Annotated in this window: 19 protein-coding genes; 5 read left to right on the top strand and 14 right to left on the bottom strand. The window is 67.9% G+C overall.

Annotated features, from left to right (window positions below):
- Positions 1-28: 28 nt before the first annotated feature.
- Positions 29-838, bottom strand: a complete 810-nt coding sequence (locus FZ983_RS04930; protein ID WP_149222484.1) for a polysaccharide deacetylase family protein — start codon at positions 836-838, stop codon at positions 29-31.
- 135 nt (positions 839-973) lie between these two features.
- Positions 974-2,494, bottom strand: a complete 1,521-nt coding sequence (locus tag FZ983_RS04935; RefSeq protein WP_149222485.1) for a malonyl-CoA synthase — start codon at positions 2,492-2,494, stop codon at positions 974-976.
- Positions 2,495-2,871: 377 nt separating this feature from the next.
- Here FZ983_RS04935 and FZ983_RS04940 point away from each other — a divergent pair, with 377 nt between their 5' ends.
- Positions 2,872-5,871: a LodA/GoxA family CTQ-dependent oxidase gene (locus FZ983_RS04940; protein WP_149222486.1), complete on the top strand. Its 3,000-nt coding sequence runs from the start codon at positions 2,872-2,874 to the stop codon at positions 5,869-5,871.
- Between the two features lie 32 nt (positions 5,872-5,903).
- Positions 5,904-6,998 (top strand): tryptophan 7-halogenase, encoded by a 1,095-nt coding sequence (locus FZ983_RS04945; RefSeq protein ID WP_247883589.1) that lies wholly within the window; start codon positions 5,904-5,906, stop codon positions 6,996-6,998.
- Between the two features lie 4 nt (positions 6,999-7,002).
- On the opposite strand, the gene FZ983_RS04950 is transcribed toward FZ983_RS04945, so the two are convergent.
- From FZ983_RS04950 to FZ983_RS04960, 3 genes are all read right to left on the bottom strand, one after another.
- Positions 7,003-7,962, bottom strand: a complete 960-nt coding sequence (locus FZ983_RS04950) for a ParB/RepB/Spo0J family partition protein (RefSeq protein ID WP_149222488.1) — start codon at positions 7,960-7,962, stop codon at positions 7,003-7,005.
- A complete protein-coding gene (locus FZ983_RS04955; RefSeq protein ID WP_149222489.1) occupies positions 7,952-8,986 on the bottom strand; it encodes an AAA family ATPase in 1,035 nt (344 codons plus the stop codon). The genes FZ983_RS04950 and FZ983_RS04955 overlap by 11 nt, the downstream gene beginning before the upstream one ends.
- Before the next feature lie 105 nt (positions 8,987-9,091).
- Positions 9,092-10,045 (bottom strand): cation diffusion facilitator family transporter, encoded by a 954-nt coding sequence (locus FZ983_RS04960; protein ID WP_149222490.1) that lies wholly within the window; start codon positions 10,043-10,045, stop codon positions 9,092-9,094.
- 905 nt (positions 10,046-10,950) lie between these two features.
- On the opposite strand from FZ983_RS04960, the gene FZ983_RS04970 reads away from it, so the two are divergent.
- Entirely contained in the window at positions 10,951-11,880 is a 930-nt protein-coding gene (locus FZ983_RS04970) for a replication protein RepA (protein ID WP_149222492.1), read from the top strand.
- Positions 11,881-12,265: 385 nt separating this feature from the next.
- Here FZ983_RS04970 and FZ983_RS04975 read toward each other — a convergent pair whose 3' ends face one another.
- The gene (locus tag FZ983_RS04975; RefSeq protein WP_149222493.1) at positions 12,266-13,468 is read right to left on the bottom strand and encodes an HPP family protein; all 1,203 of its coding nucleotides are present in this window, start codon (positions 13,466-13,468) and stop codon (positions 12,266-12,268) included.
- A 153-nt stretch (positions 13,469-13,621) separates the two neighbouring features.
- Between FZ983_RS04975 and soxR the strand changes: the two genes are divergently transcribed.
- Positions 13,622-14,077 (top strand): redox-sensitive transcriptional activator SoxR, encoded by a 456-nt coding sequence (gene soxR, locus FZ983_RS04980; protein WP_149222494.1) that lies wholly within the window; start codon positions 13,622-13,624, stop codon positions 14,075-14,077.
- Between the two features lie 29 nt (positions 14,078-14,106).
- On the opposite strand, the gene FZ983_RS04985 is transcribed toward soxR, so the two are convergent.
- From FZ983_RS04985 to FZ983_RS05015, 7 genes are read right to left on the bottom strand one after another with little or no spacing between them, the layout of a single operon-like run.
- Complete coding sequence (locus FZ983_RS04985) at positions 14,107-14,844, bottom strand: fumarylacetoacetate hydrolase family protein (RefSeq protein ID WP_149222495.1); 738 nt, start codon at positions 14,842-14,844, stop codon at positions 14,107-14,109.
- Positions 14,841-15,905 carry a LacI family DNA-binding transcriptional regulator gene (locus FZ983_RS04990; RefSeq protein ID WP_149222496.1) on the bottom strand — a complete coding sequence of 355 codons (1,065 nt, stop codon included), beginning with the start codon at positions 15,903-15,905 and terminating at the stop codon, positions 14,841-14,843. The genes FZ983_RS04985 and FZ983_RS04990 overlap by 4 nt, the downstream gene beginning before the upstream one ends.
- 12 nt (positions 15,906-15,917) lie before the next feature.
- Positions 15,918-16,856 (bottom strand): 2-hydroxyacid dehydrogenase, encoded by a 939-nt coding sequence (locus tag FZ983_RS04995; protein ID WP_149222497.1) that lies wholly within the window; start codon positions 16,854-16,856, stop codon positions 15,918-15,920.
- A gap of 30 nt (positions 16,857-16,886) precedes the next feature.
- Positions 16,887-17,651: an amino acid ABC transporter ATP-binding protein gene (locus tag FZ983_RS05000; protein ID WP_282186990.1), complete on the bottom strand. Its 765-nt coding sequence runs from the start codon at positions 17,649-17,651 to the stop codon at positions 16,887-16,889.
- A 39-nt stretch (positions 17,652-17,690) separates the two neighbouring features.
- Entirely contained in the window at positions 17,691-18,500 is an 810-nt protein-coding gene (locus tag FZ983_RS05005) for a transporter substrate-binding domain-containing protein (protein ID WP_149222498.1), read from the bottom strand.
- Positions 18,501-18,530: 30 nt separating this feature from the next.
- Positions 18,531-19,184 (bottom strand): amino acid ABC transporter permease, encoded by a 654-nt coding sequence (locus tag FZ983_RS05010; RefSeq protein ID WP_149222499.1) that lies wholly within the window; start codon positions 19,182-19,184, stop codon positions 18,531-18,533.
- 13 nt (positions 19,185-19,197) lie between these two features.
- Positions 19,198-19,872 (bottom strand): amino acid ABC transporter permease, encoded by a 675-nt coding sequence (locus FZ983_RS05015; protein WP_149222500.1) that lies wholly within the window; start codon positions 19,870-19,872, stop codon positions 19,198-19,200.
- Positions 19,873-20,218: 346 nt separating this feature from the next.
- Between FZ983_RS05015 and FZ983_RS05025 the strand changes: the two genes are divergently transcribed.
- The gene (locus FZ983_RS05025; RefSeq protein ID WP_149222502.1) at positions 20,219-21,715 is read left to right on the top strand and encodes an MFS transporter; all 1,497 of its coding nucleotides are present in this window, start codon (positions 20,219-20,221) and stop codon (positions 21,713-21,715) included.
- Between the two features lie 13 nt (positions 21,716-21,728).
- Here the strand turns inward: FZ983_RS05025 and FZ983_RS05030 are convergent, their stop codons facing one another.
- Positions 21,729-22,430, bottom strand: a complete 702-nt coding sequence (locus FZ983_RS05030) for a TetR/AcrR family transcriptional regulator (RefSeq protein WP_149222503.1) — start codon at positions 22,428-22,430, stop codon at positions 21,729-21,731.
- Positions 22,431-22,524 lie beyond the last annotated feature (94 nt).

A 22,524-nucleotide genomic window follows, 5' to 3' on the forward strand; every position in this document is an offset into this window, starting at 1 on the left:
CTCTGGCAGCGGGGAGCGGGCAGCGGCGTCACCGCCGATGCGGAGCCGGATGCAAAAGCGCCAACGAGGGCGTGACCGCATCGCGCATCGTGGCCTCCCACTCCGTCATGGTGACGAAGCGGTATCCCCGTCGCTCTCCCTCTTCCAGAATCGCCGGCAATGCCGCGACCGTGGCGGCCTTCGTGCTGTGCATCAGCACGACCGCCCCCGGCGCCAGCCGTTCGACCACGCGGCGGCGGATGATGTCGGGACCGGTGTCCTTCCAGTCCTGGCTGTCGGCAGTCCACAGCACCGTCTTCATGCCATGCCTGCGCGCCAGATGCGCCAACGCGTCGTCGACGTCGCCATAGGGCGGCCGGAACCAAGTCGCCGTCACCCCGACGGAGGCCAGCGCCGCTTCCGCCTGCGCCAGATTCCACTCGCGCTGGGCCGGCTTGAGGTCGGTGGTCATCGGGTGGGTCTGGGTGTGGCTGCCGACCTCGTTGCCCGATGCCGCGACCAGCCGGGCGATGTCCTGATGGGCCGGGATCTTGGCACCGATGTAGAAGAAGGTCGCCTTCGCCTCATGAGCCCGCAGGATGTCGAGGATGCGCGGGTCGTTGGCGTCCGGCCCGTCGTCGATGGTCAGCGCCACCACATTGGTCACCGGCAGCGTCAGATCCACCCGGTCGAGGTCGAGGTCCGACCCCGGGATCAGATGCTCCGTCACGAAGGGAGCGGCGCCATGGGTGGCGGCATAGCTGCGTTCTCCGGCCATGGCGGAGGCGGGCAAAGTGGAGACAGGCAGGGCCGCCACCAGCCCCAGCAGAAGGACGGCGCGGTGGAGAAGGGTCATCATTGCGAGGCACGCAGCGGAAGGTCGGCGCCCCTCTACTCCATATAAAGGGGTAGGGCGGGCTTGGTGCGCGAGCTTTGCTCCCAGCGGCCACGATGGACAAGCGATTTCTTGGGGGCCGGACCAGCCCCCCGGCACTCACCCGAACAGACCCTTGTACGTCTCCCGCAGCAGGTTCTTCTGCACCTTGCCCATGGCGTTGCGCGGCAACTCATCCACGAAGGCCACCGCCTTCGGCACCTTGAAGTTGGCGAGCTGCTCCCTGCAGGCGCCGATCACCGCCGCCTCGTCAATGGCTTCGGCACCCGACCGGCGCAGCACCACCGCCACCACCGCCTCGCCGAAATCCGGGTGCGGAACGCCGATCACCGCCGATTCCACCACGCCGCCGATGGCGTCGATCGCCGTCTCCACCTCCTTGGGGTAGACGTTGAAGCCGCCGGAGATCACCAGATCCTTGGCGCGGCCGATGATGTGGACATAACCGCGTTCGTCGATGCGTCCGACATCGCCGGTGATGAACCAGCCGCCGGGGCGGAACTCCTGCGCCGTCTTCTCCGGCATGCGCCAATAGCCGGAAAAGACGTTCGGCCCCTTCACCTCCAGCACGCCGATCCCGCCGTCGGCGACCGGCTCCCCCGTCTTCTCGTCCACCACCCGCACCGACACCTCGGGCAGGGGAAAACCGACGGTGCCGGGGATGCGCTCGCCGTCCAGCGGGTTGGAGGTGAGCATCCCGGTCTCGGTCATGCCATAGCGCTCCAGGATGGCGTGGCCGGTGCGCTCGCGGAACTCCCGGTGTGTGTCGGCCAGCAGCGGGGCGGAGCCGCTGATGAACAGCCGCATATGGGCCGCCGCCTCGGGCGTCAGGCGCGGGTCGGTCAGCAGGCGGGTGTAGAAGGTCGGCACCCCCATCATCACGGTCGCGCGCGGCAGCAGGCGGAAAACGGCGTCGGCATCGAATTTCGACAGGAACAGCATGCCGGTCCCGTTCATCAGCACGCAGTTGGTGGCGACGAACAGGCCGTGGGTGTGGAAGATCGGCAGGGCGTGCAGCAGCACGTCGTCCGGCCTGAACCCCCAGATGCGGTGCAGGGTGGCGGCGTTGGAGGACAGGTTGCGGTGGCTCATCATCGCCCCCTTCGACCGCCCGGTGGTGCCGGAGGTGTAGAGGATCGCCGCCAGATCGTCCGCCCCGCAGGCCACGGTGCCGAAGTCCGCATCCAGCCCCACAGCCCGCTCGGCCAAGCTTCCGCCACCATCGGTGCCCAACGTCAGCACCGTGCCCACCCCGGCCGCCGCCGCGGTGCCGGCGAGCGCCGCCGCGTTTCCCGGCGTGCAGACGAAAACCTTCGGCTCCGCATCGCCCAGGAAATAGCCGACCTCGGCCTTGGTGTAGGCGGTGTTCAGCGGCAGATAGGCCGCCCCGGCGCGCAGGCAGGCGAGATAGAGGAAGACCGCCTCCGCCGACTTCTCCACCTGCACCGCCACCCGGTCGCCCTTGGCGACACCCAACTCCGTCAGCAGCCGGGCATAGCGGCCGCTGATCTCCCTCAAGTCGCGATAGCTGTAGCGTCGTCCGGACTCAAGCTCGATGAACGGGGCGTCGGCATCGGCGGGGAAGCGTGCGGCGGCGATGTCGAAGAAATTATCGGTCATTCTCGGTCGGCCCCTGCGGAATGGCGCGCCCATCATACACCGGCGCGGGGAAGGCGGGATCCCCTCTCCGTCCGGGGAGAGCAGGGCAGAGGGAGCCACACCGACGCAATGCATGAATGTGGGACGCCCCACATCGGCGTCTCCGGATCGGCGAGACGCATACCGACGATTTCTCTCAACTTAAACGGCGACCATCACCGTTCGCTCTCCGATACGGTAAAAATGTGGGCGTGACAGATTATTTCCAGTGGAAACTCTTGGAATGCTCGCGTAAGCACGACTCACGTAACGGGAAATTCCATTCATCAAAACAACTTTTCTATCCGCGTATCCACCCTTCCCGACACCCCCGCCGGATGATTCAGGAGACGGAGCGTATGACGGCCAAAGATTCCTCCACGATTCCCCCGTGCTTCGACTGCGCGACCAACGCCACCCAGCGGCTGGACGAGATGTTCATCGCCATGGGTCAGATGAAGCGCATCGCGCTGGGCCAGACGCCGGCGGAACGCGCGGTGTTCCGCAAGCTGCACGGCGCCGCCCATGGCCGACTGGTGATGGACCCGAACCGGCCGGAGTGCTTGCGCGTCGGCGTCTTCGCCAGGGACGAGCTGCCGGCCTGGATGCGCTTTTCCAGCGACACCAGCCCGACCTCGCCGGATCTGGGATCGACGCTCGGCATCGGGCTGAAGGTTTGGGGCGTCGATGGAGTCAACGCGCTGGGCGAGACGGGCGACGTCGCCGACTTCATCATGCAGAACTTTCCCGTCTTCTTCGTCGATAACGCGGAGGAGATGTGCGAGTTCACCTATGCCGGCACGGTCCTGAAGGATTATCCCGGATATCTCAAGAAGCACCCGAAGACCGACGGCATCCTGAACGCCATGTCGGCGCAGGTGGACGGCAGCGTGCTGACCACCCAATATTGGGCGATTCTGCCCTTCGATTTCGGCCCCGACCATTACGCCAAATACTCGCTGGTGCCGGAAGCGCCGCCGCCGGGGCATCCGGCGGTCAACGTGCCGACCGACGACAAGAACTATCTCGCCACCGACCTCGCCAACCGGCTGCTGGAGGACGAATACCGCTTCACCTTCATGGTGCAGGTGGTTCCCAAAAGCGCCGGCTATCCGCTGGACAAGGCGACGGAGGAATGGCCGACCGACCGGTATCCCTACCAGCCGGTGGCGACGCTGATCCTGCCGAAGCAGGATGTTTGCGCCCGCGGCCAGGGCGACTATGGGCAGGAGCTGGCCTTCAACATCTGGCGCACGCCGGTGGAGCAGGCGCCGCAGGGCAGCATCGCCGCGGTGCGCAAGGTGGTCTACAACCACGGCGCCGATGTCCGCCATCAGGCCAACGGCCAGCCGCTGGAACAGCCGACGCAGCCGCGCACCCAAGCGCCGCCGCTCCCCAAAGACGACTGCATCGTCAAGGCGGTGATCTACCCGCCCATCGGCATCACCCGCATCGGCAACGCGCCGGAGGGCTATGTCGTCGGTCCCGAGGTGCCCAACCCGAAGCCGCTGATGGCCGGCGACGACCCGGCGCAAAACCCCTATCGTGACGCCGAAGGCCGGCTACTGCCGCAGGCCGCGCGCTTCCGCATCTATGGCGTCAATGCCATGGGCCGGATCGTCCGCGAGCTGACCGCCGCCGACAGCGGCGCCGACATCACCTGGAAGGTCCATCTCGCCAACAAGAAGTCGGCCTGGTACGGCTTCCAGCTGGCGCTCGACATTCCCGAAGCGGCCTCCGCCGATCCGACGACCCTGCGCAACCCGACTGTCACCGACCGCGAGGCGCTGGTGCTGGATGCCGGCGAGCACAAGATCCACGCCGGCCACGGCAAGCAGAGCCGCAAGCTGGTCGCCGGCAAGTTCATGCACCAGGGCGAGCCGGTCTATCTCGGCCGAATGTGGTGCGAGGAGGGCGACCATCGCCTGCTGGTCACCGGCGGCCGCGGCTTCTCCTCCTCCTACAACGGCACCAAGGCGATCACCTTCGGCAACAACGAGGGCTGGCACGACGACACCTCGGACGGGCCGGTCGATGCGGTGGTCACGCTGAACGGCATGGAGCTGCCGGTCACCCCCGCCTGGATCGTCGTCGCCCCGCCGAACTATGGGCCGCAGCGCAAGTCCGTCCGCACCATGTGGGACCTGATGCGCGACGTGGCGATCCAGGCCGGCACGCTGCCGAAGCCCACCCGTCCCTCCTTCACCCACGACATCTACCCGGTTTTCGAGCGGATGACCGGGCTGCAATGGGTCAATGCCGGGTTCGCCGCCGGGTTCGGCTGGAACTCCGCCAACGACTTCACCAAGCCGGAATGGATCGCGCGGCTGAACGACCGCAGCCTCGCCAACCAGGAAACCCGGCGGGTGCTGAAGAACTCCTTCCGGCATGACGATGTCGACAGCTGGTCGCCGATGCCCTGGCCCTGGGTCTATGGCGACGCAATGAACATCCCGCCGGCCCAGACGCCGCGCCAATACACCTCGCTGACAAAGACCCAGCTGGAGTTCCTCGACCAGTGGGTCGCCGGCGATTTCGACGACGACTGGGGCAAGGTCCCGGTCTACACCGAGTTCGATCAGGTGCCGCTCGACGAACAGGGCGACGTGCTGACCCGTGCGGCGCTGGACTTCTGCCTGGCCGACGCCTTCCATCCCGGCTGCGAAATGACCTGGCCGGTCCGCGCCTCCACCATGTATATGGAGCCGTTCCGTTTCGCCCATGCGCCGAAGGGCTGGGTGGAGCCGGGCATGGGCGCCATCCTGTCCAGCGACACGGTGACCATCCCCAACGGCCCGCTCTATGGCCAGCTTCCCGGCGGCATCACCCGCTGGATGGCGGTGCCGTGGCAGACCGACACCGGCAGCTGCCGCTCCGGCTACGATCCCGGCTACGACCCCAACGTTCCCACCTTCTGGCCGGCCCGCGTGCCGAACGAGGTGCTGACCCGCGAGAACTACCGGATCGTGATGGACGCCGCCCAGCCGGCCCAGGTGCGTCTGGCCGCCTTCGCCAACCGCGCCGCCTGGGTGGCGCCGCTGGGCACCACCAGCTACACCGACCAGATCAACAACATGATCCATCACTTCGACCATCTCGGCGTGGTGGAGGTCAATCCCGGCCCGACCGATCCGGAAGGCGCCAAGCTGTTCCCGCCGCTGATCGAGGTGGAGGACCAGCACATCCCCATCCCCGACGTGGACGACACGGTGGACACCAAGGCGGTCCGCACTGCCCACCGCACCCTGTCCACCAAGGCGCCGGCCCCGTCGGGCGGCGGTGCCGGGCTGCGGGCGACCCAGCCGGTCGACCTCAGCCGGATCGACAAGGTCCGCCGCTTCCCGCGCGGGCTGCGGTGATCCGGACAGGCGCGATCGAGGCGGATGCGGTCGTGGCCGACGTGGTCGTGGTGGGGGCAGGTCCCGCCGGCGCCGCCTTCGCCCTCAACCTCGCGCCGCTGCACCGGGTGCTGGTGCTGGACCGGCGGGACGGCCCTGCCGTCCGCATCGGCGAATCGCTGGCCCCGGCCGCCCGCCGCCTGCTGACCGACATGGGGCTGTGGGAGGCTTTCCTGGCGGAAGGCCATTCCCCCTGCCATGGCGGCCGGTCGGTCTGGGGCGGTCCGCAGCCGGTCGAGGCCGACAATCTGCGCGACCTCGACGGGCCGGGCTGGCACCTCGACCGTGGCCGTTTCGACGGCTGGCTGCGCCGGGTCGCAGTGTCGCGCGGTGCCGCCCTGCTGGTCCCTGCCCAGCCCTTGTCGGTGAACAGGGCAGGGGAGGGCTGGCTGCTGGAGGTGGAAACCGCCGGCCGCCGCCTTCCCGTGCGTACCCGGCTGCTGGTCGATGCCGGCGGGCGCGGCTCGCCGCTGGCGAAGCGGTTCGGCGCCCGGCGGACGGTGTCGGACCGGCTGGTCTGCGGCTGGGTCCATGGCAGGGACGCCCCCGGCCGCCAGTCCGGCCTGACCTGGATCGAAGCCGAACCGGACGGCTGGTGGTACAGCGCCCCGCTGCCCGAGGGCCGCCGGGTCGTCGCCTTCCACACCGACGCCGACCTGCCCGCCGCTGCCGATGCCCGCGACGCCGCATCGCTGCTGCGTCGGCTGCCCGGCTGTCCCGTGCTTTCGGACTCGTTGCGCGCCTGCGGCTTCACGCCGGAAGGGCAGGGGGAGGGGAGAGGCGGCTTCTGCGCCGCCCACAGCAGCACCCTGTCACCCGCCTCGGGCGAGGGCTGGCTGGCGGTCGGCGACGCCGCCCTCGGGTTCGACCCGCTGTCGTCGCAGGGCATCTTCAACGCGCTCTACACCGGCCTCGCCGCGGCGGAGGCCGCCGACCGCCATCTGTCCGGCGATGCGAACGCACTCTCCGGTTATGCCGCCGGCCTGACGCCGATCCGCGACGCCTACCGCGCCCATCTGCACGCCTGGTACGGGCTGGAGCGCCGCTGGCGGGATCGCCCCTTCTGGCGCCGCCGGCTGGCGGCCTGAGCGGTCAGGCCCCGTTTTCCACCCCGTCATCCGCTCCGCCATCCACCCCTTCCAGGATGGCGTCGATTTCCGCCCGCAGCCGCATCAGCCGCTCGCGGTTGTCCGGATCGAGGTGGCGGCGCTGCTCGCGCACCACGGCGACGTCGCGCATGATCCGCTTCACGCTGGCCTGCAGCGAGCGCATCGCCTCCTTCGGGCCGGGCTCCGGCGGAGTGGCTTCCGAAGCGGCCCCCGCAATAGTCCCTTGGGCATGGTCCCGCTTGGCCTGCCGCACCGCCTTGACGCTCGCCCCCTCCTTGGCGCGCTCCCACAGCTCGGCCCGCAGGTCAGCCGGGGCGGCGGCGATCTCGATCATGACGGAGCGCGAGACATGGGCGAAGGCGGTCGCGTACTCCTCCCGCATCTCCGCCGGCAGGCTCATGATCGCCAGCAGCTTGGTCACGTCGGTGCGGTCGCGCCCGACCACGGCGGCCAGCTCGTCATGGGTGTAGCCGTGCTTGTCGATCAGCCGGGCCAGCGCCGCCGCATACTCCACCGCGTTCAAATCGACGCGCTGGACATTGTCGATCAGCCCGATCTCGTCCGGATCGCCGGAGGTCAGGATGGCGAAAACCGTCTTGCGGCCCAGCATCTCGTGCGCACGCACCCGGCGCTCGCCGCCGATCAGCAGATACTCGCCCTGGGGCAGCGGGCGGACCAGGATCGGGTTCTGCAGCCCGTGCCGCTCGATGGAGGATGCCAGGCCGCGCAGCTCCGCCTCGTCGAAATGGCGGCGCGGCTGGTCGGGGTTGCGGTGGACGCGGGCGAGGTCCAGCTCCACCACATGCGGGAAACCGGCCGAGGTGCCGAACAGCCGGTCGCTGCCCACCGTCAGCCCGCCCGTCATGCCGCCCCCCGTCACGCCGCCCGGCTCGCCGGCGCCGCCCAGAAGCTCGCGGGTCTTGCGTTCGAACTTACGCGACATGCGGCAACTCCCGGTTCTGGGCATAGGCGCGGATCTGGCGCGCCACCTCGCGGAAGGTCTCGGCCCCCGGCGCCTTGGGATCGCCCGCCAGCGTGATCATGCCGGCCGCCGCCGCCTTGCCATAGACGGTGGCGCGCGGGATGGGGTCGAAGACCGGCACCTGACCGGCGTAGGATTCGTGCAGCTCCTGCAGCGTGGCGCGGTCCTGGGTCAGCCGGTCGTTGTACATGGTCGGGATGATGCCGGCGATGCGCAGGGTCGGGTTCACCCGGCGGCGGATGCGGCCGATGGTGTCGATCAGCCGCTTGACGCCCAGCAGAGCCAGCGCCTCCGTCTGCACCGGCACCACCACCAGCTCCGCCGCCGACAGGGCGTTGGCGGTCACCAGACCCAGGTTCGGCGCGCAGTCCATCACCACGAAATCATAGGAGTGGCGCACCTCGTCCAGCTTCTCCCGCAGGATCAGCCCGCCGGTGGAATCCGCCGCCAGTTCAACGTCGGCGTCGGCCAGCGACAGCCCGGCCGGCGCCAGATCCAGCCCGCGCTCCGCCGTCGGCATGATGACCGAGGTCAGCGGCTCTTCCGACCGCAGCACGTAGTAGAGGGTCTTGCGCTGCTGCTCCAAAGCGACGATGGCGGCATTGCCGATGCCGACATGGACGGTGGCGTTGCTCTGCGAATCGCAGTCGATCAGCAGGACCCGCGCGCCCCCTTCCGTCAGGGCATAGGCGAGATTGACGGCGGTGGCGGTCTTGCCGACGCCGCCCTTCTGGTTGGCGACGGCCAGATATGTGGCGACGCGGGGACGCTCGTCCGCCTTGTGGCGGGTCAGGAAATCGACCAGTTGCTGCGGGATCCGCTCCGCCCCGCTTTCCCAGCGGCTGATCCGCGCCTTGGTATAGCTGCGGCCAAGCTGCGCGTTCAGCCATTCGGCGAACTGCGTCTGGTTCTCCCCGCGACGCTCGCGCAGCTGGCGCATCTCGTCGCCCCCGCCCCCGCTCTTCATCGGCAGCATTCCCGCCATTCCCCCTCGACTCCGGTCCCGGTGTGGACGGCCACATCGGCGGGCGGAGTCTGAGCAAGTTGCCGGAACTTTGTCAATGGAGGGCACGGCGAGTTGCCACAACAATCACCTCGGCAGGGTCGCCCCCGCCCGCAGTTCGGTGAAGACGCGGCGGATCTCCGGAAAGCGTTCCTTCACCTGCCGGTCGATGCGGGCCAGCGCCTTCTCCACCTCGCCCGCGCTCACCTCGTCCCGCAGATCGAGGCTGAGATTGACGATCACCACCTCGGGGCCGAGATGGGTGGTCAGCACCTCGTTGACGCGCTCGATGGCGGGCTCCTCCCGCAGCAGGACGCGCACCCCGCGCACCAGATCGGGACGGGCCGATTCGCCGATCAGCAGGCTCTTCGTCTCATAGACGAGGAAGCCGGCGGTGGCCGCCAGCACCAGCCCGATCAGCACCGACCCGATGCCGTCGAACACCGGTTGGTCCAGCAGCAGGTCGGCGGACAGGCAGGCGGCGGCGATGATCAGGCCGACCAGGGCGGCGCTGTCCTCGAACAGCACCACGAAGATGGTGGGATCCTTGCTGGCGTGGACGGTCTCGAGCACGCCGGCGTCGCCGCGCCGGGCATTGAAGGCGCGCAGCGCCACCAGCCAGCTGATCCCCTCCATCACCACGGCGATGCCCAGCACCACGAAGTTGATCCAGGGCGATTCGACCGGCTGCGGGTGCAGGATCTTCTCCACCCCTTCATAGATCGACACCACGGCGCCGCCGGCGAAGATCACCAGCGCCACGACGAAGGTCCAGAAATACAGCTCGCGCGCGTAGCCGAAGGGGTGGCTGTCGTCCGGCGGCTTCCGCGACCGCTTCAGCCCGACCAGCATCAGCGCCTCGTTCCCGCTATCGACCAGGGAATGCACCGCCTCGCTCAGCATCGACGAACTGCCGGTCAGGAACGCCGCCACGAATTTGGTGACGGTGACCGCCAGATTGGCGGCAATGGCAGCAAGAACCACCTTGCCGGACTCCGCCGCCGAACCTCCCACCGAAGTGGCCATCGCATCCTGCGCCATGTTCCCCCGCCCGTTCAGCCCCGTGGGCAAACAACTCCGCCGCTGCCGCACGGTTCCGCGGAACCGGAGGACCTGAACCTTGGTGACGCCCCGATGGTCTGCAATGGAGTGGCAAGCCTCCGGAGTTTGAACTTTGGTGACGCTCCCATCCGGAGCGACTCGGCATGACTCCTGAACTTTGGTGACGCCCTGCCATAAATGTCCGGCGCGATGGTTTGAACTTTGGTGACGCCGACAGTCCCAAATCGACTCGACCGGGCGTTTGAACTTTGGTGACGCATCGGCGGGAAAGGGGGCGATGAACGGCCGCAAACCCCGGAAAGCCCACACCCGCTCCTCTGTGCGTCATTCCCGCGAAGGCGGGACTCCAGCCGACCCGGCCGGTTACCATGCGGCGCTCCCCGAATGACCGCCTCCGCGGGGATGACGGGTAAGCCATTGAATTCAAACACTGCGCCGATGAAGGGCGAACAGCCAACCATCCAATGGCCGGCAGCCATACCCCCGCCAACGCGCCTCACTTGGCCGCTGGAATCCTTGAACTTTGGTGACGCCCGCCACGACTCGCGCCCGCACGATTCACAGCGACTCGCCTGCCCGGGCGTCACCAAGGTTCAAACCCGCAGGGCTCCCGGCAGCGCGATTCGTCCACAGGGACTCCGGTTTTCCCCATGAACTCTGGTGACGCCATCCTTGAACTGTGGTGACGCGACTCGGACTTATCCCCTGAACCTTGGTGACGAATCTAATAGCAGGTTCCAAATAGCTTCCAATTAGCCTGCGTCACCAAGGTTCAAATTGCCTTCGGCGCGATCCGGGGTGTTGTATCTGGCAGGTTCGGTCATCCGGCGGTCACAGGACGGTCATGGAGGCCAAGAGCGGGTGACCAGGAACGGGAGAGCGGCATGGGCAGCATTCATCGGTTGATCGAGACACACGGCCGTGACGGTGCGCTGGCCCTCGTTTCGGACGAGGAACGGCCGCTGATCGACATCGCCGCCGCGGTCCAGGCCGCGGAGAACGGCAAGCTCGGCATCACCTATGCCGGATTCTGCCAGACGGCGCTGCCCCACCGCCAGCTTCCCGACGACCAGCATTGGGAACGGCCGGGCCACAAGGTCAAACTGGTGATCCAGCCCGGCGTGATCGAGGATCGCAACGGCGTCACCCGCCGAATCGGCGTGCCCTATGGCAGCCGGGCGCGGATGATCCTGCTCTATCTCCAGACCCGCGCCATCCAGACTGGGAATCCGGAAGTGGAACTGGGCGGCTCGATGCATGACTGGCTGAAGCGGATGGACATTCCGATCTGCGGCAAAGCCTATCGCGATGTGGAGGATCAGGCCGCACGCCTTTCCGCCTGCCATCTCACCTTCTTCACCGACGCCGACGGCGGCCGGCGGCAGAGCAAGGAATCGATCGTCGCCGACGCCATCCAGCTGCGCCGGCCCGACGACCGCCAGGGAACCCTGTTCACCGAGACGGTGCGGCTCAGCGACAGCTTCTTCAAGGCACTGCGCGAACATCCGGTTCCGGTGGCGGAAGAGGCGCTGAAGGCGATCAGCGGCAAGTCGATGGCGCTCGACGTCTATATCTGGCTCGCCTACCGCCTGCATTCACTGGAAAAGCCGACGCCGATCACCTGGGCGGCGCTGCATGGCCAATTCGGCGCCGGTTACGCCCTGGTCCGCCAGTTCAAGACCAAGTTCATCCCGAATCTGAAATACGCCATGGCCGCCTATCCCGACGCCCGCGTCGAGGAAGCGTCCGAAGGGCTGATCCTCTACCCCTCGCGCCCGCCGATCAACGAGCGGGTGATGGCGCGCATCGCGTGAGGACCCACTGAACTTTGGTGACGGTGGGCGATTACGGCCTTGAACTCTGGTGACGCCTTGGTCTCCAAGGTGCCCGTCACCAGAGTTCAGCACACCAACAGTCAGGTATTCGCAGCCCAATCGCGAAGAAGCGAGCATTACCGATTTCGAGCCCACGCTTATCCCTCGGGACGATTTGTGATAGGAAAAATAGCCTATCACGGAGTGCGGGAGAAAGAGCGTGTGCAGCCGGGTGCCATCTTCGCCGCTCCTAACGTCGCAAGATCCTGCCGGCTGCGAGTTGAACAATGGAACAGGCCTGAATTCCTGTTTCATACTGTTTCAAATGTTCCACTCCCCCTCCGTCCCAAGGCCGACAAAGGGGAAGCGGCGCGGGATCCGGCCGCTACGCCCGGCCGCCGGAAACATCTCGCAGAGGGTTGCGCGGCAGCGTCCCGTTCAGCCCGCCACTCAGCCCGTCGATGCCGGTCTGCACCGCACGGGCAAGCGCGGTGCGGGCCAGCACCACCAGCAGGTCGGTCTGGGTGACCATGCCGAGGACGCGGCGGTTCTGGTCGACGATCACCACGTCATGGGTGCGCCCGTCCGACAGGCGGCCCAGCAGGCGGAAGACCGGGGTATCCGGCAGTTCGACCGTCGCCGGGGCCATGACGCTGGCGACGCGGGCGCCACTGCGGCCGGTGTCTCCATGCGACAGCTGCTCGTGTCCGACGATGCCGACTACGGCATTCTGGGCATCCACCACCGGCAGGGTGCGGAACCCATGTTCCAGCAGGCGGGCGCGGGCCACCTGCGGATGGGTGTCCAGCGTGACCGAGACGACATCGCGGGACATGATGTCCCGGCAGCTGATGTCGGCATGCAGGCGTTCCAGCGCATGAAGCTCGGCATTGACCAGCAGGGCGCCGAGATCCTCGCGGCTGACGTCCAGAGTCTCGGCCAGCGTGCGCAGTGCCACGTCCACGTCGCCCTGGGTCAGGCCGGGGCGCAGCTGCGGCGGCGGATCGCTGGTGCGGTGGGTGTTGACCGCCTTGTGCGGATAGCGGTGGCCGGACAGCCGGTGGAACATCAGCCCGGCGGTCAGCAGCAGGATGGAGTTCACCGCCACGGGGAAGAAGGCGAACTTGATGCCCATCTCCGTCACCGCCGGCCCGCCCAGCACCGCAGTCAGGGCGGCGGCCCCGCCCGGCGGGTGGAGGCAGCGGGTCAGCGACATGGTGGCGATGGCCAGCGCCACCGCGGCGGCTCCGGCCAGCATCGGGTCCGGGATGACGGCGGCGACCAGCACGCCGACGACGGCGGACAGCGTGTTGCCGCCGACGATCGACCAGGGCTGCGCCAGCGGGCTGGCCGGCACGGCGAACAGCAGCACCGCCGACGCCCCCATCGGCGCAACCAGCACGGGCGCGCTGGACATGACGTCCAGCATGTTGCGGCAGAGCAGCCCGGTTGCGGCGATGCCCAGCAGGGCGCCGCAGCAGGCGATCATGCGGTCGCGCAGCGTGGCACCGGGCAGGATCGGCCGGAACACAAGCTCCCCCCATCCCGCCAGACGCTCGCGCAGGGCGGCAAGCTTTCCCCTCGTCATTCGGTCCCCATTCCCCTGATTACGCACTCGGCAGACTGCCTGTTTCATCGGCAAAGTCGGGGCAGGCTAAAACCTCAACAGAACTTGAGGTCAAGCGGAAATGGCGCCAGACTGGCGGGACGGTGGGTTGCGGAAACGGGGAGGGGGGCCGGGATGCTGTCGCCGGAGGACTACGACAAGGACCTGACGGTGGGCGAGGTGGCGCGCCGGTCCGGCGTCGCGGTCTCGACCATCCATTTCTACGAGGCGCAGGGGCTGATCCGCAGCTGGCGCAATGCCGGCAACCAGCGCCGCTTTACCCGCGACGTTCTGCGGCGGGTGGCGGTGATCAAGGTGGCGCAGCGGCTGGGCATCTCGCTCGCCTCCATCGCCGACGCGCTGAACGCCCTGCCGGAGGACCGCACGCCGACCACCGCCGACTGGCAAAGGATGTCGGAGCGCTGGCGGCAGGAGCTGGACGAGCGGATCACGAAGCTGACGAAGCTGCGCGACAATCTCGACGGCTGCATCGGCTGCGGCTGCCTGTCGATTCGCGACTGCCCGCTGCGCAATCCGTGGGACGAGCTGGGGGATGGCGGCGCCGGGCCGCGCCTGCTGGATCCGTCCTGAGGATCGCGGCCCGGCGCTGCCTATGGTCGTCAGTCGACGGTCAGGGTCAGCGTGCCCATGGTGCCGTAGCGGGCGACCGAGCGGCTTCCCGGCTGGACGAAGACGGTGCCGGTGCAGGAGCCGGTGGTCACCACCTCGCCCGCATGCAGGCCGCCGAAGCTGCAGGCGCCGACATTGGCCATCCACACCAGCAGCCGCACCGGATCGCCGGCGCTGTTGCCGCCGACCGTCTCCACCTTGGTCTCGCCATCGACCTCCAGCGTCACCGACTCCGTGAGCGGATCAAGGGCGCGCCAGTCGGCGATGGCCGGCCCGACGATCAGCGCGCCATGGTTGAACTGGTCCGCCATGTGGCTCAGCCGGTCCTGGCTGCCGAAGCCGGTGAAGCGGGTGTCGACGATCTCCCAGGCCGGATGGACCGAAGCCACGGCGTCCAGAACCTCGTCGCGCGTATAGGGCTGCTCGCGCGCCGGCAGGTCACGGCCGAAGCGGTAGGCGATCTCCGCCTCCACCCCGATGACCTGGAACAGGTTGGCCGGCAGATGGTCCGTGCCCTCGAAGACGGTGGCGGCGTTGATCGGCGCGCGGAAGGGTTCGGCGTCGGGCGTGGCTGCGCCGACCTTCCAGGCGGTGACGGGGCCCAGGCGGCGGGCGACGGCGTCCTGGATCGCATAGGCCTCCGCCTCGTCGGCGGGGCGGCTTTCCAGCCCGGTCAGCCACTTGCGGGTCTCGCGTGCCGCGATCAGGGCCTCGACGGTATCGGTCATGACAGGTCTCTATGGTGGGTGGAATGAATGGGAGCGCCGCAGGATTGGCGGACGACCAGCCGGCTCGGCAGGATGATCCGCTCGGGCGGGCCCTGCGGGTCGGCAATGCGGCGCAGAAGCAGGCGGGCGGCTTCCTGCCCGATCTGCCTTGCGGAGGTGGCGACGGTGGTGAGCGCCGGGCGGCTGAGCGCCGCCTCCGGCACGTCGTCGAAGCCGGTGACGGCCAGATCGCGCCCGGCCCTGAGGCCGCGCGCCTCCAGCCCCAGCATCAGTCCCAGCGCCACCACGTCGTTGTAGCACAGGGCCGCCGTCGGGGCCTGCGGCCGATGGAGCAGATCGTCCGCCACCTCGGCACCCGATCGCCGGGTCAACGGACAGCGCAGGACCAGATCGTCCGCCAGCCCATGCCGCCGCATCGCCGCGGTGAACCCGGCATGGCGCGCCGCATAGGCGGAATGGTCCAGCGTGCCGCCGACGAAGGCGATCCGGCTGTGCCCGAGGGAGACCAGATGGTCGACGACCGTCTCCACACCCGCCTGGTAATCCACCCCGGCATAGTCGCGGCCCCGGTCCGAGACGAAGCGCAGGGCCTGCACGCAGGGCAGCCGCCAGCGGTCCAGCCGGTCCAGCAGCTCACCTTGCGTTCCGGCGGCGGGGCAAAGGATCACCCCGTCGACATTGTGTTCCCGCATCCGTTGCAGGAAGCGCTCCTGCCGCTCCGGCTGCTCGGCGGTGTTGGCGATGAAGGCGACGAAGCCTTCGGCGTCCAGCACGTCGTCCATCCCCGCCGTCAGCTCGGCATAGAAGGGGTTGTTCAGCTCGCAGACCAGCAGCCCGACGGTCTGGGTGCGGGCGGCGCGCAGGGTGGCGGCGCCGCGGTTGTAGATGTAGCCCAGCGCCGCCATGGCGGCCTGGACCCGTTCCCGCGTCTCCGCCGCCACCAGCGGGCTGCCGCGCAGCACCAGCGACACCGTCGACCGCGACACCCCGGCATGGCCGGCGACCTCCGTCAGGGTGATGCGGTCGTTCCCCGGTCTGCTGCTATCCGGCGGCTGGGTCACGATGGCGGAGCCTCACACCACGGCGGTCGGCAGCGGACGGCCGGCGAAGAAGGCCTCCAGATTGTCCAGCACCAGCTGGCCCATCGCCGTGCGCGTCTCCACCGTGGCGCTGGCCTGATGCGGCTGCAGGACGACGTTGTCGAGGCCGTAGAACCCCTCCGGCACATTCGGCTCGTCGGCGAAGACGTCCAGCCCGGCCCCGCCGATCCGGCCTTCGGTCAATGCCGCCAGCAGCTCCGGCTCGTCCACCACGCTGCCGCGGGCGACATTGACCAGCAGGCCGTCGGGACCCAGCGCGTCCAGCAGCTCGCGGCCCACCATGTTGCGCGAGTCCGGCCCGGCCGACGCCGCGACCACCAGGATGTCGCTCTCCCGCGCCAGATCGACCGGCGAGGCGACGAAGCGGTACGGCACGCCCTCGCGCGGCTTGCGGTTGGTGTAGGCGATGGTCATGCCGAAGGCCTCGGCGCGCTTGGCGATGGCCTCGCCGATGCGGCCCAGCCCCAGCACGCCCAGCCGCTTGCCGCTGACCTTGCGGGCGAGCGGCAGCTTGCCCGTCGGCCACTGCCCGGCCCGGACGAAGCGGTCGCCCACCATCATCCGGCGCGAGGCGGCGATCAGCAGCCCGATGGCGAGGTCCGCCACGTCGTCGGTCAGCACGTCCGGCGTGTTGGTGACGCGCACGCCGCGGCCGCGGCAATGCTCCAGGTCGACCGCGTCGGTGCCGACGCCGTTGATGGCGACGATCCCCAGCTTGGGCAGGGCGTCGACCACCGCGTTCTTCACGCCGGTCCCGCCGCCGGTGACGACGGCGCGCACCCGGTCGGCCAGCTCGGCGACCAGCCGGTCGCGGTCGGGGGCCGCGGACAGGCGGTGGACGGTGTAGGCCGCGTCCAGCGCCTGCTCGATGGCGGGCATCATGGGTTCGACGAGGAGGATTTCGGGCTTCATCACGACTGTCCTTGGTGGAACGAAAGGTCCTCAATGGGCCAGAATCTGGCCGAGGAAGCTCCGCGTCCGCTCCGATTTCGGGGCGGTGAAGAACTCCTCCGGCGTGTTCTGCTCGACGATCTCGCCGCGGTCCATGAAGATCACGCGGTGGGCGACCGACTTGGCGAACCCCATCTCGTGCGTCACGCACAGCATGGTCATGCCGTCTTCGGCCAAACCGATCATGGTGTCCAGCACCTCCTTGACCATTTCGGGGTCGAGGGCCGATGTCGGCTCGTCGAACAGCATCACCTTCGGGTTCATGCACAGCGACCGCGCGATGGCGACGCGCTGCTGCTGGCCGCCCGACAGCTGGCCGGGATACTTGTCGGCCTGTTCGGGGATGCGCACCCGCTCCAGATAGCGGATGGCGGTGGCCTTCGCCTCGTCCTTCGTCACGCCGCGCACCTTCAGCGGCGCCAGCATGCAGTTCTCCAGCACGGTCAGGTGCGGGAACAGGTTGAAGCTCTGGAACACCATGCCGACCTCCCGCCGCACGGTGTCGAGCTGGCGGTGATGGGGGCCGAGTTCGACGCCGTTGACGGTGATGCGGCCCTTCTGGTGGCGCTCCAGCTGGTTGATGCAGCGGATCAGGGTCGATTTCCCCGATCCGGACGGGCCGCAGATGACGATCCGCTCGCCCCGGTGGACCTCCAGGTCGATGTCCTTCAGCACCTGGAAGTGATCGTACCATTTCTGGACGCCTTCCATGCGGATGACGACATCCGCGCTCATCGGTTCGGACATCACTGCCATGGTCTTACCCTCCACCGGGGAAATGCGGTTACTTTAAGCTCAGGACTTGCCGGACGTGACCGCCGCCGGCAGGTCGGTGCCCAGCCACTTCTGATGGATGGCGTTCAGCTCCCCGTTCTTCTTCACCGTGTCGAGGAAGCCATTGACCCAGCTCTGGAGCTTGTCCTGGCCCTGGCGCATGGCGACGCCCTGCACCTGGCTCTTCAGCACGAACTTCATCTCGTAATTGGCCTGGGGCGCCATCGTCTTGATCTGCTGCGCCACCACGTTGCTGACGCCCAGCGCATCGACCTGACCGGACAGCAGGGCCTGCACGGCGCTGGCGTCGTCGTCGAAGCGCATGATGCGGGCATCCTTCGGCGCCGCCGCGGTCAGCGACTGGTCCTGGGTGCTGGCGCGGGCGACGCCGGCGCTCTTGCCCGACAGATCCTCCGCCTTGGCGATCGGCGACTTCTGCGGGGCGAGCAGCCCGATCTCGATGGCAGCATAGGGGTCGGAGAAGGCGACCTGCTTGGCCCGTTCCGGCGTGATGCCGAGCGAGGCGACCAGCACGTCCACCTTGCCGGTCAGCAGGTAGGGGATGCGGTTCGGCCCGGTGACAGGCACGATGTCCACCGGCACGCCCATGTGCTTCGCCATCAGCTTGGCGACGTCGGCATCGTAGCCGTCCGGCTTCCCGTCGGCGCTGGTGATGCCGAAGGGCGGGAAGTCGACCAGCATGCCGACGGTCAGTTTGCCCTTGCCCTTGATGTCCTCGACGCTCTGGGCGTTCGCCGTGGCAGTGAGGCCGATTGCGGCGGTCATCAGGGCGCCGGCGACGATCAGGCGGCGGGTGACGGTGAAGGCCATGGTTGTTTCCTCCGAGTGATTTTTAGGGTTTCAACGCGTTGGGGCGGCGTAGCGGGCTTCCAGACGCTGACTCAACAGCGACAGCGGCCAGCACAGCGCGAAATAGATCGCGGCGACGATGCCGAAGACCAGGAAGGGCTGGAAGGTGGCGTTGTTGACGATCTGGCCGGCGCGGGTCAGCTCGACGAAGCCGATGATGGCGGCGAGCGAGGTGCCCTTGATGACCTGGACCAGATAGCCGACGGTGGGCGGCACGGCGACCTTCACCGCCTGCGGCAGGATCACGTAGCGCATCAGGCCGGGATAACGCAGGCCGAGCGCCGACGCTGCCTCCCATTGCCCACGCGGCACCGACTGGATGCAGCCGCGCCAGATCTCGCCCAGGAAGGCGCTGGTGTTCAGCGTCAGGCCGAGTGCTGCGGCCACCCACGGGCTCATGTCGATGCCCATCACGGTGGCGCCGAAGAAGACCAGGAACAGCTGCATCAGCAGCGGCGTGCCCTGGAAGACCTGGATGTAGCCGGTCGCCAGCCAGCGCAGCGGCTTCACGTCCGACGTGCGGCCGAGCGCCACGAACAGGCCGACGATGCCGCCGCCGATGAAGGCGATGGCCGACAGCAGCAGCGTCCACTGCACGGCGCTCAACAGGAACAGGAATTCGTTGTATCCGAAGGCGCGGATCATCTTGCGGCCTCCTTCAGCGCCGGTCGACGGAATAGGCGAAGGCCAGCCGGTAGATGCCGGCGAACAGGGCCGAGAACATCAGCGCCAGCACCAGATAGATGCCGGTCACGACGATGTAGATTTCGAAGCTGCGGAAGGTCTGCGACTGGATGTTGTTGGCGACCGACGTCAGCTCGTCCGCGGAGATGGCGGACACGATGCTGGAGCTCAGCATCAGCAGGATGAACTGGCTGGTCAGCGCCGGATAGACCGTGCGCAGCGCCGGCTTCAGCACGATGTAGCGGAAGACCTGCAGCGGGCGCAGCCCCAGCGCCAACCCGGCTTCGATCTGGCCCTTGTGGATGGATTCGATGCCGGCGCGGATGATCTCGGTGGCATAGGCGCCGACATTGACGACCATCGCGATCAGCGCCGCCACATCCGGAGACAGCCGCAGCCCGACGCTCGGCAGGCCGAAGAAGATCAGGAAGATCTGGACCAGGAAGGGCGTGTTGCGGATGACCTCGATATAGGCGTTGATCAGCCAGCGCACCGGCTTCGGACCGGAGGTCTTGCCCAGCGCGCAGAGGATGGCGACCACCAGCCCGATGGCCATGGCGCCGAACGACAGCTTGATCGTCAGCCAGGCCCCGCCCAGCAGCATGTCCCACGACGCGAACACCGCGTCGAATTGAAAGTCGTAGGTCATGGGCGTTCCTCCGCACCCGCGTCGCACCGGCTTTTCCAAGAGCCGGCGTCGCACGGGTCGCCTTTGTCCGTCGGGCATCCATCCGGGGTCGTCCCCCGGGAGCCATTGCCCAGGCTGTGGCGGCTTCGCAGTCGCCGTCCCGGTGCCCCTCAGTCTTTGGACAGGCTAATTGGATCGATCCAAATACGCAACGGAAAATGAGGAGAGTCGTGACAATTCGTGTGCCAGACATTTGGCGGGTGCTCGGATGAGGCGCCGGCGAAACCTTCCATTGCGACGGGACGTTTCATCCGCAGCCGGAACGCCTCACCCGGTCCGTCCATCAGCACGAGGAGTGCCGCCCGCCATGACCGCCAGACAAAGCGCCGCTCCGGGATCTGCTCCGCGGAATGCCGCGGTCAGCAGCCTCGTGCCCGCCCGGATGGACCGGCTGCCCTGGGCCCGCTTTCATTGGATGGTCGTGGTGGGGCTGGGCGTCAGTTGGATCCTGGACGGAATCGAAATCCAGCTGATCTCGGCCTCCGGCTACAAGGAAAGCCTGGGCATGTCGAGCGCGGAGGTCGGGCTTGCCGGCACCATCTATCTGATGGGGCAGGTGGTCGGCGCGCTCGTCTTCGGGCGGCTGACCGACCGCTGGGGGCGCAAGCGGCTGTTCATCACCACGCTGGCGATCTACCTGATCGCCTCCGGCATCGCCGGATTCGCCTGGACGCCGTGGTTCCTCTATCTCTGGCGCTTCGTCGCCGGGATGGGGATCGGCGGCGAATATGCTGCCATCAATTCCGCCATCGACGAGCTGATCCCCGCCCGCTACCGCGGACGGGTCGATATCGCCATCAACGGCACCTATTGGGGCGGCGCGATGATCGGCGCCGTCGGCAGCGTCTTCCTTCTCGACCATTCCCTGGTTCCGGAGGAACTCGGCTGGCGCATCGCCTTCTTCATCGGCCCGATCCTGGGGCTGGCCATCATCTATCTGCGCCGCTTCATCCCGGAAAGCCCGCGCTGGATGGTCACCCACGGAATGGAGGAGGAGGCCGAGCGCATCGTCGACGGCATCGAGGCCAGTGTTCGCGACCAGGGCAAGCCGTTGCCGCCCGTCGATCCGCGGAGGGCCATGTCGATCATTCCCGAAGATTCGGTCTCCTACGCCCAGTTGGTGGACGTCTTCTTCCGGCAATACCCGTCACGCACCTTCCTGGGCGTGACGATGATGGTCACGCAGTCCTTTCTCTACAATGCGATCTTCTTCACCTATGCCCTGGTCCTGCAGAATTTCTATCACCTCGACCCATCGCAGACGGCACTCTATTTCTTTCCCTTCGCCGCCGGAAACCTGATCGGGCCGCTGCTGCTGGGGCCGCTGTTCGACACGGTGGGGCGACGTCGGATGATCTTCGGCACCTATCTGCTGGCGGGAACCGTGCTGCTGGCCTCGGCCATCCTGTTCCGGCAGGGCGTGCTGACGGCGGACACGCACACCGTGTTCTGGTGCGTGTCCTTCTTCTTCGCCTCCGCGGGCGCGTCGTCGGCCTACCTGACGGTCAGCGAGATCTTCCCGCTGGAGGTGCGGGCACAGGCCATCTCCTATTTCTTCGCCATCGCCCAGGTGGTGGGCTCCACCGGTCCGCTGCTGTTCGGCTGGCTGGTGGGAGAGGGAACGGAGCGCGAGCCGCTGTTCTGGGGCTATGTGCTGGGGTCGGTGGTGATGATGTTCGGTGGCGTGGTCGCCCTGATCTACGGCGTCGATGCCGAAGGCAAGGGGCTGGAGGAGATCGCCGAACCACTGACCAAGGCCGACCGTGACCGCGGGGTGGGGGAGGAGGCGGCGGAAACGATCTGACCGCCGCCGGGTCTCATCCGGGAATGGCGGTTCCGGATGGGCGAGCGCCGCTCAGGAACAGCCGCACCGCCTGCCGGACATAGCGGTCGAGGTCGGGGATGGCCGGCGCGCTCTGCGGCAGGATCAGGCGGCGCACCAGCAGGTTGCCGGTGACCATGCCCAGGAAGGCCTGGGCGGCCACGGCCGGATCCTCGATCTTCAAGGTGCCGTTGTCCGACAGGCGTTGGAGATATTCGGCAAGGCGGCGGATGGCGTTTTCCGGGCCGATGCGGAAGAAGGCCTCGGCGATGTCCGGCACGCGGTCGCCTTCGGAGATCAGGATGCGGACGGTGCCGGTCGTCTCCTCGTTCAACAGGGCCTTGACCAGATGAAGGGCGAAGGCGGTCAGCCCCGCTTCCGGCGTGACGCGGTCGTCGGCCTGGGCCGGGGCGAGACCGGAGAGGATCATGGCGTTGTCCTCCTCCATGATCGCGCGGAACAGGCCCTCCTTGTCGCCGAAATGCTCGTACAGCGTGGCGCGGGAGCCGCCGGCCACGGCGATGATGTCACTGAGCGTCGTCTTCTCGAACCCTTTTTCGATGAACAGCCGCCGGGCGGCGGTCAGGATCGCCTGCCGGCGCGCCAGTCCCCGCGGTCCGCAGGTGGCGGGGCCCGCCGGTGCCGGTCCGGCAGTGGCTCCGGCGGCCATATCGGCCTTGTGGCTGCTGCTCGTCATGATGCGCTTTCCTCCGGCGCGGCGGCGCCCGCGTCCGGTCTGAGTATCCGTTCCACGCCGATGCGCGTGCGCCACTGTAGAACGTCTGCACCGG

Source organism: Azospirillum sp. B21, assembly GCF_008364825.1.
Classification (GTDB): domain Bacteria; phylum Pseudomonadota; class Alphaproteobacteria; order Azospirillales; family Azospirillaceae; genus Azospirillum.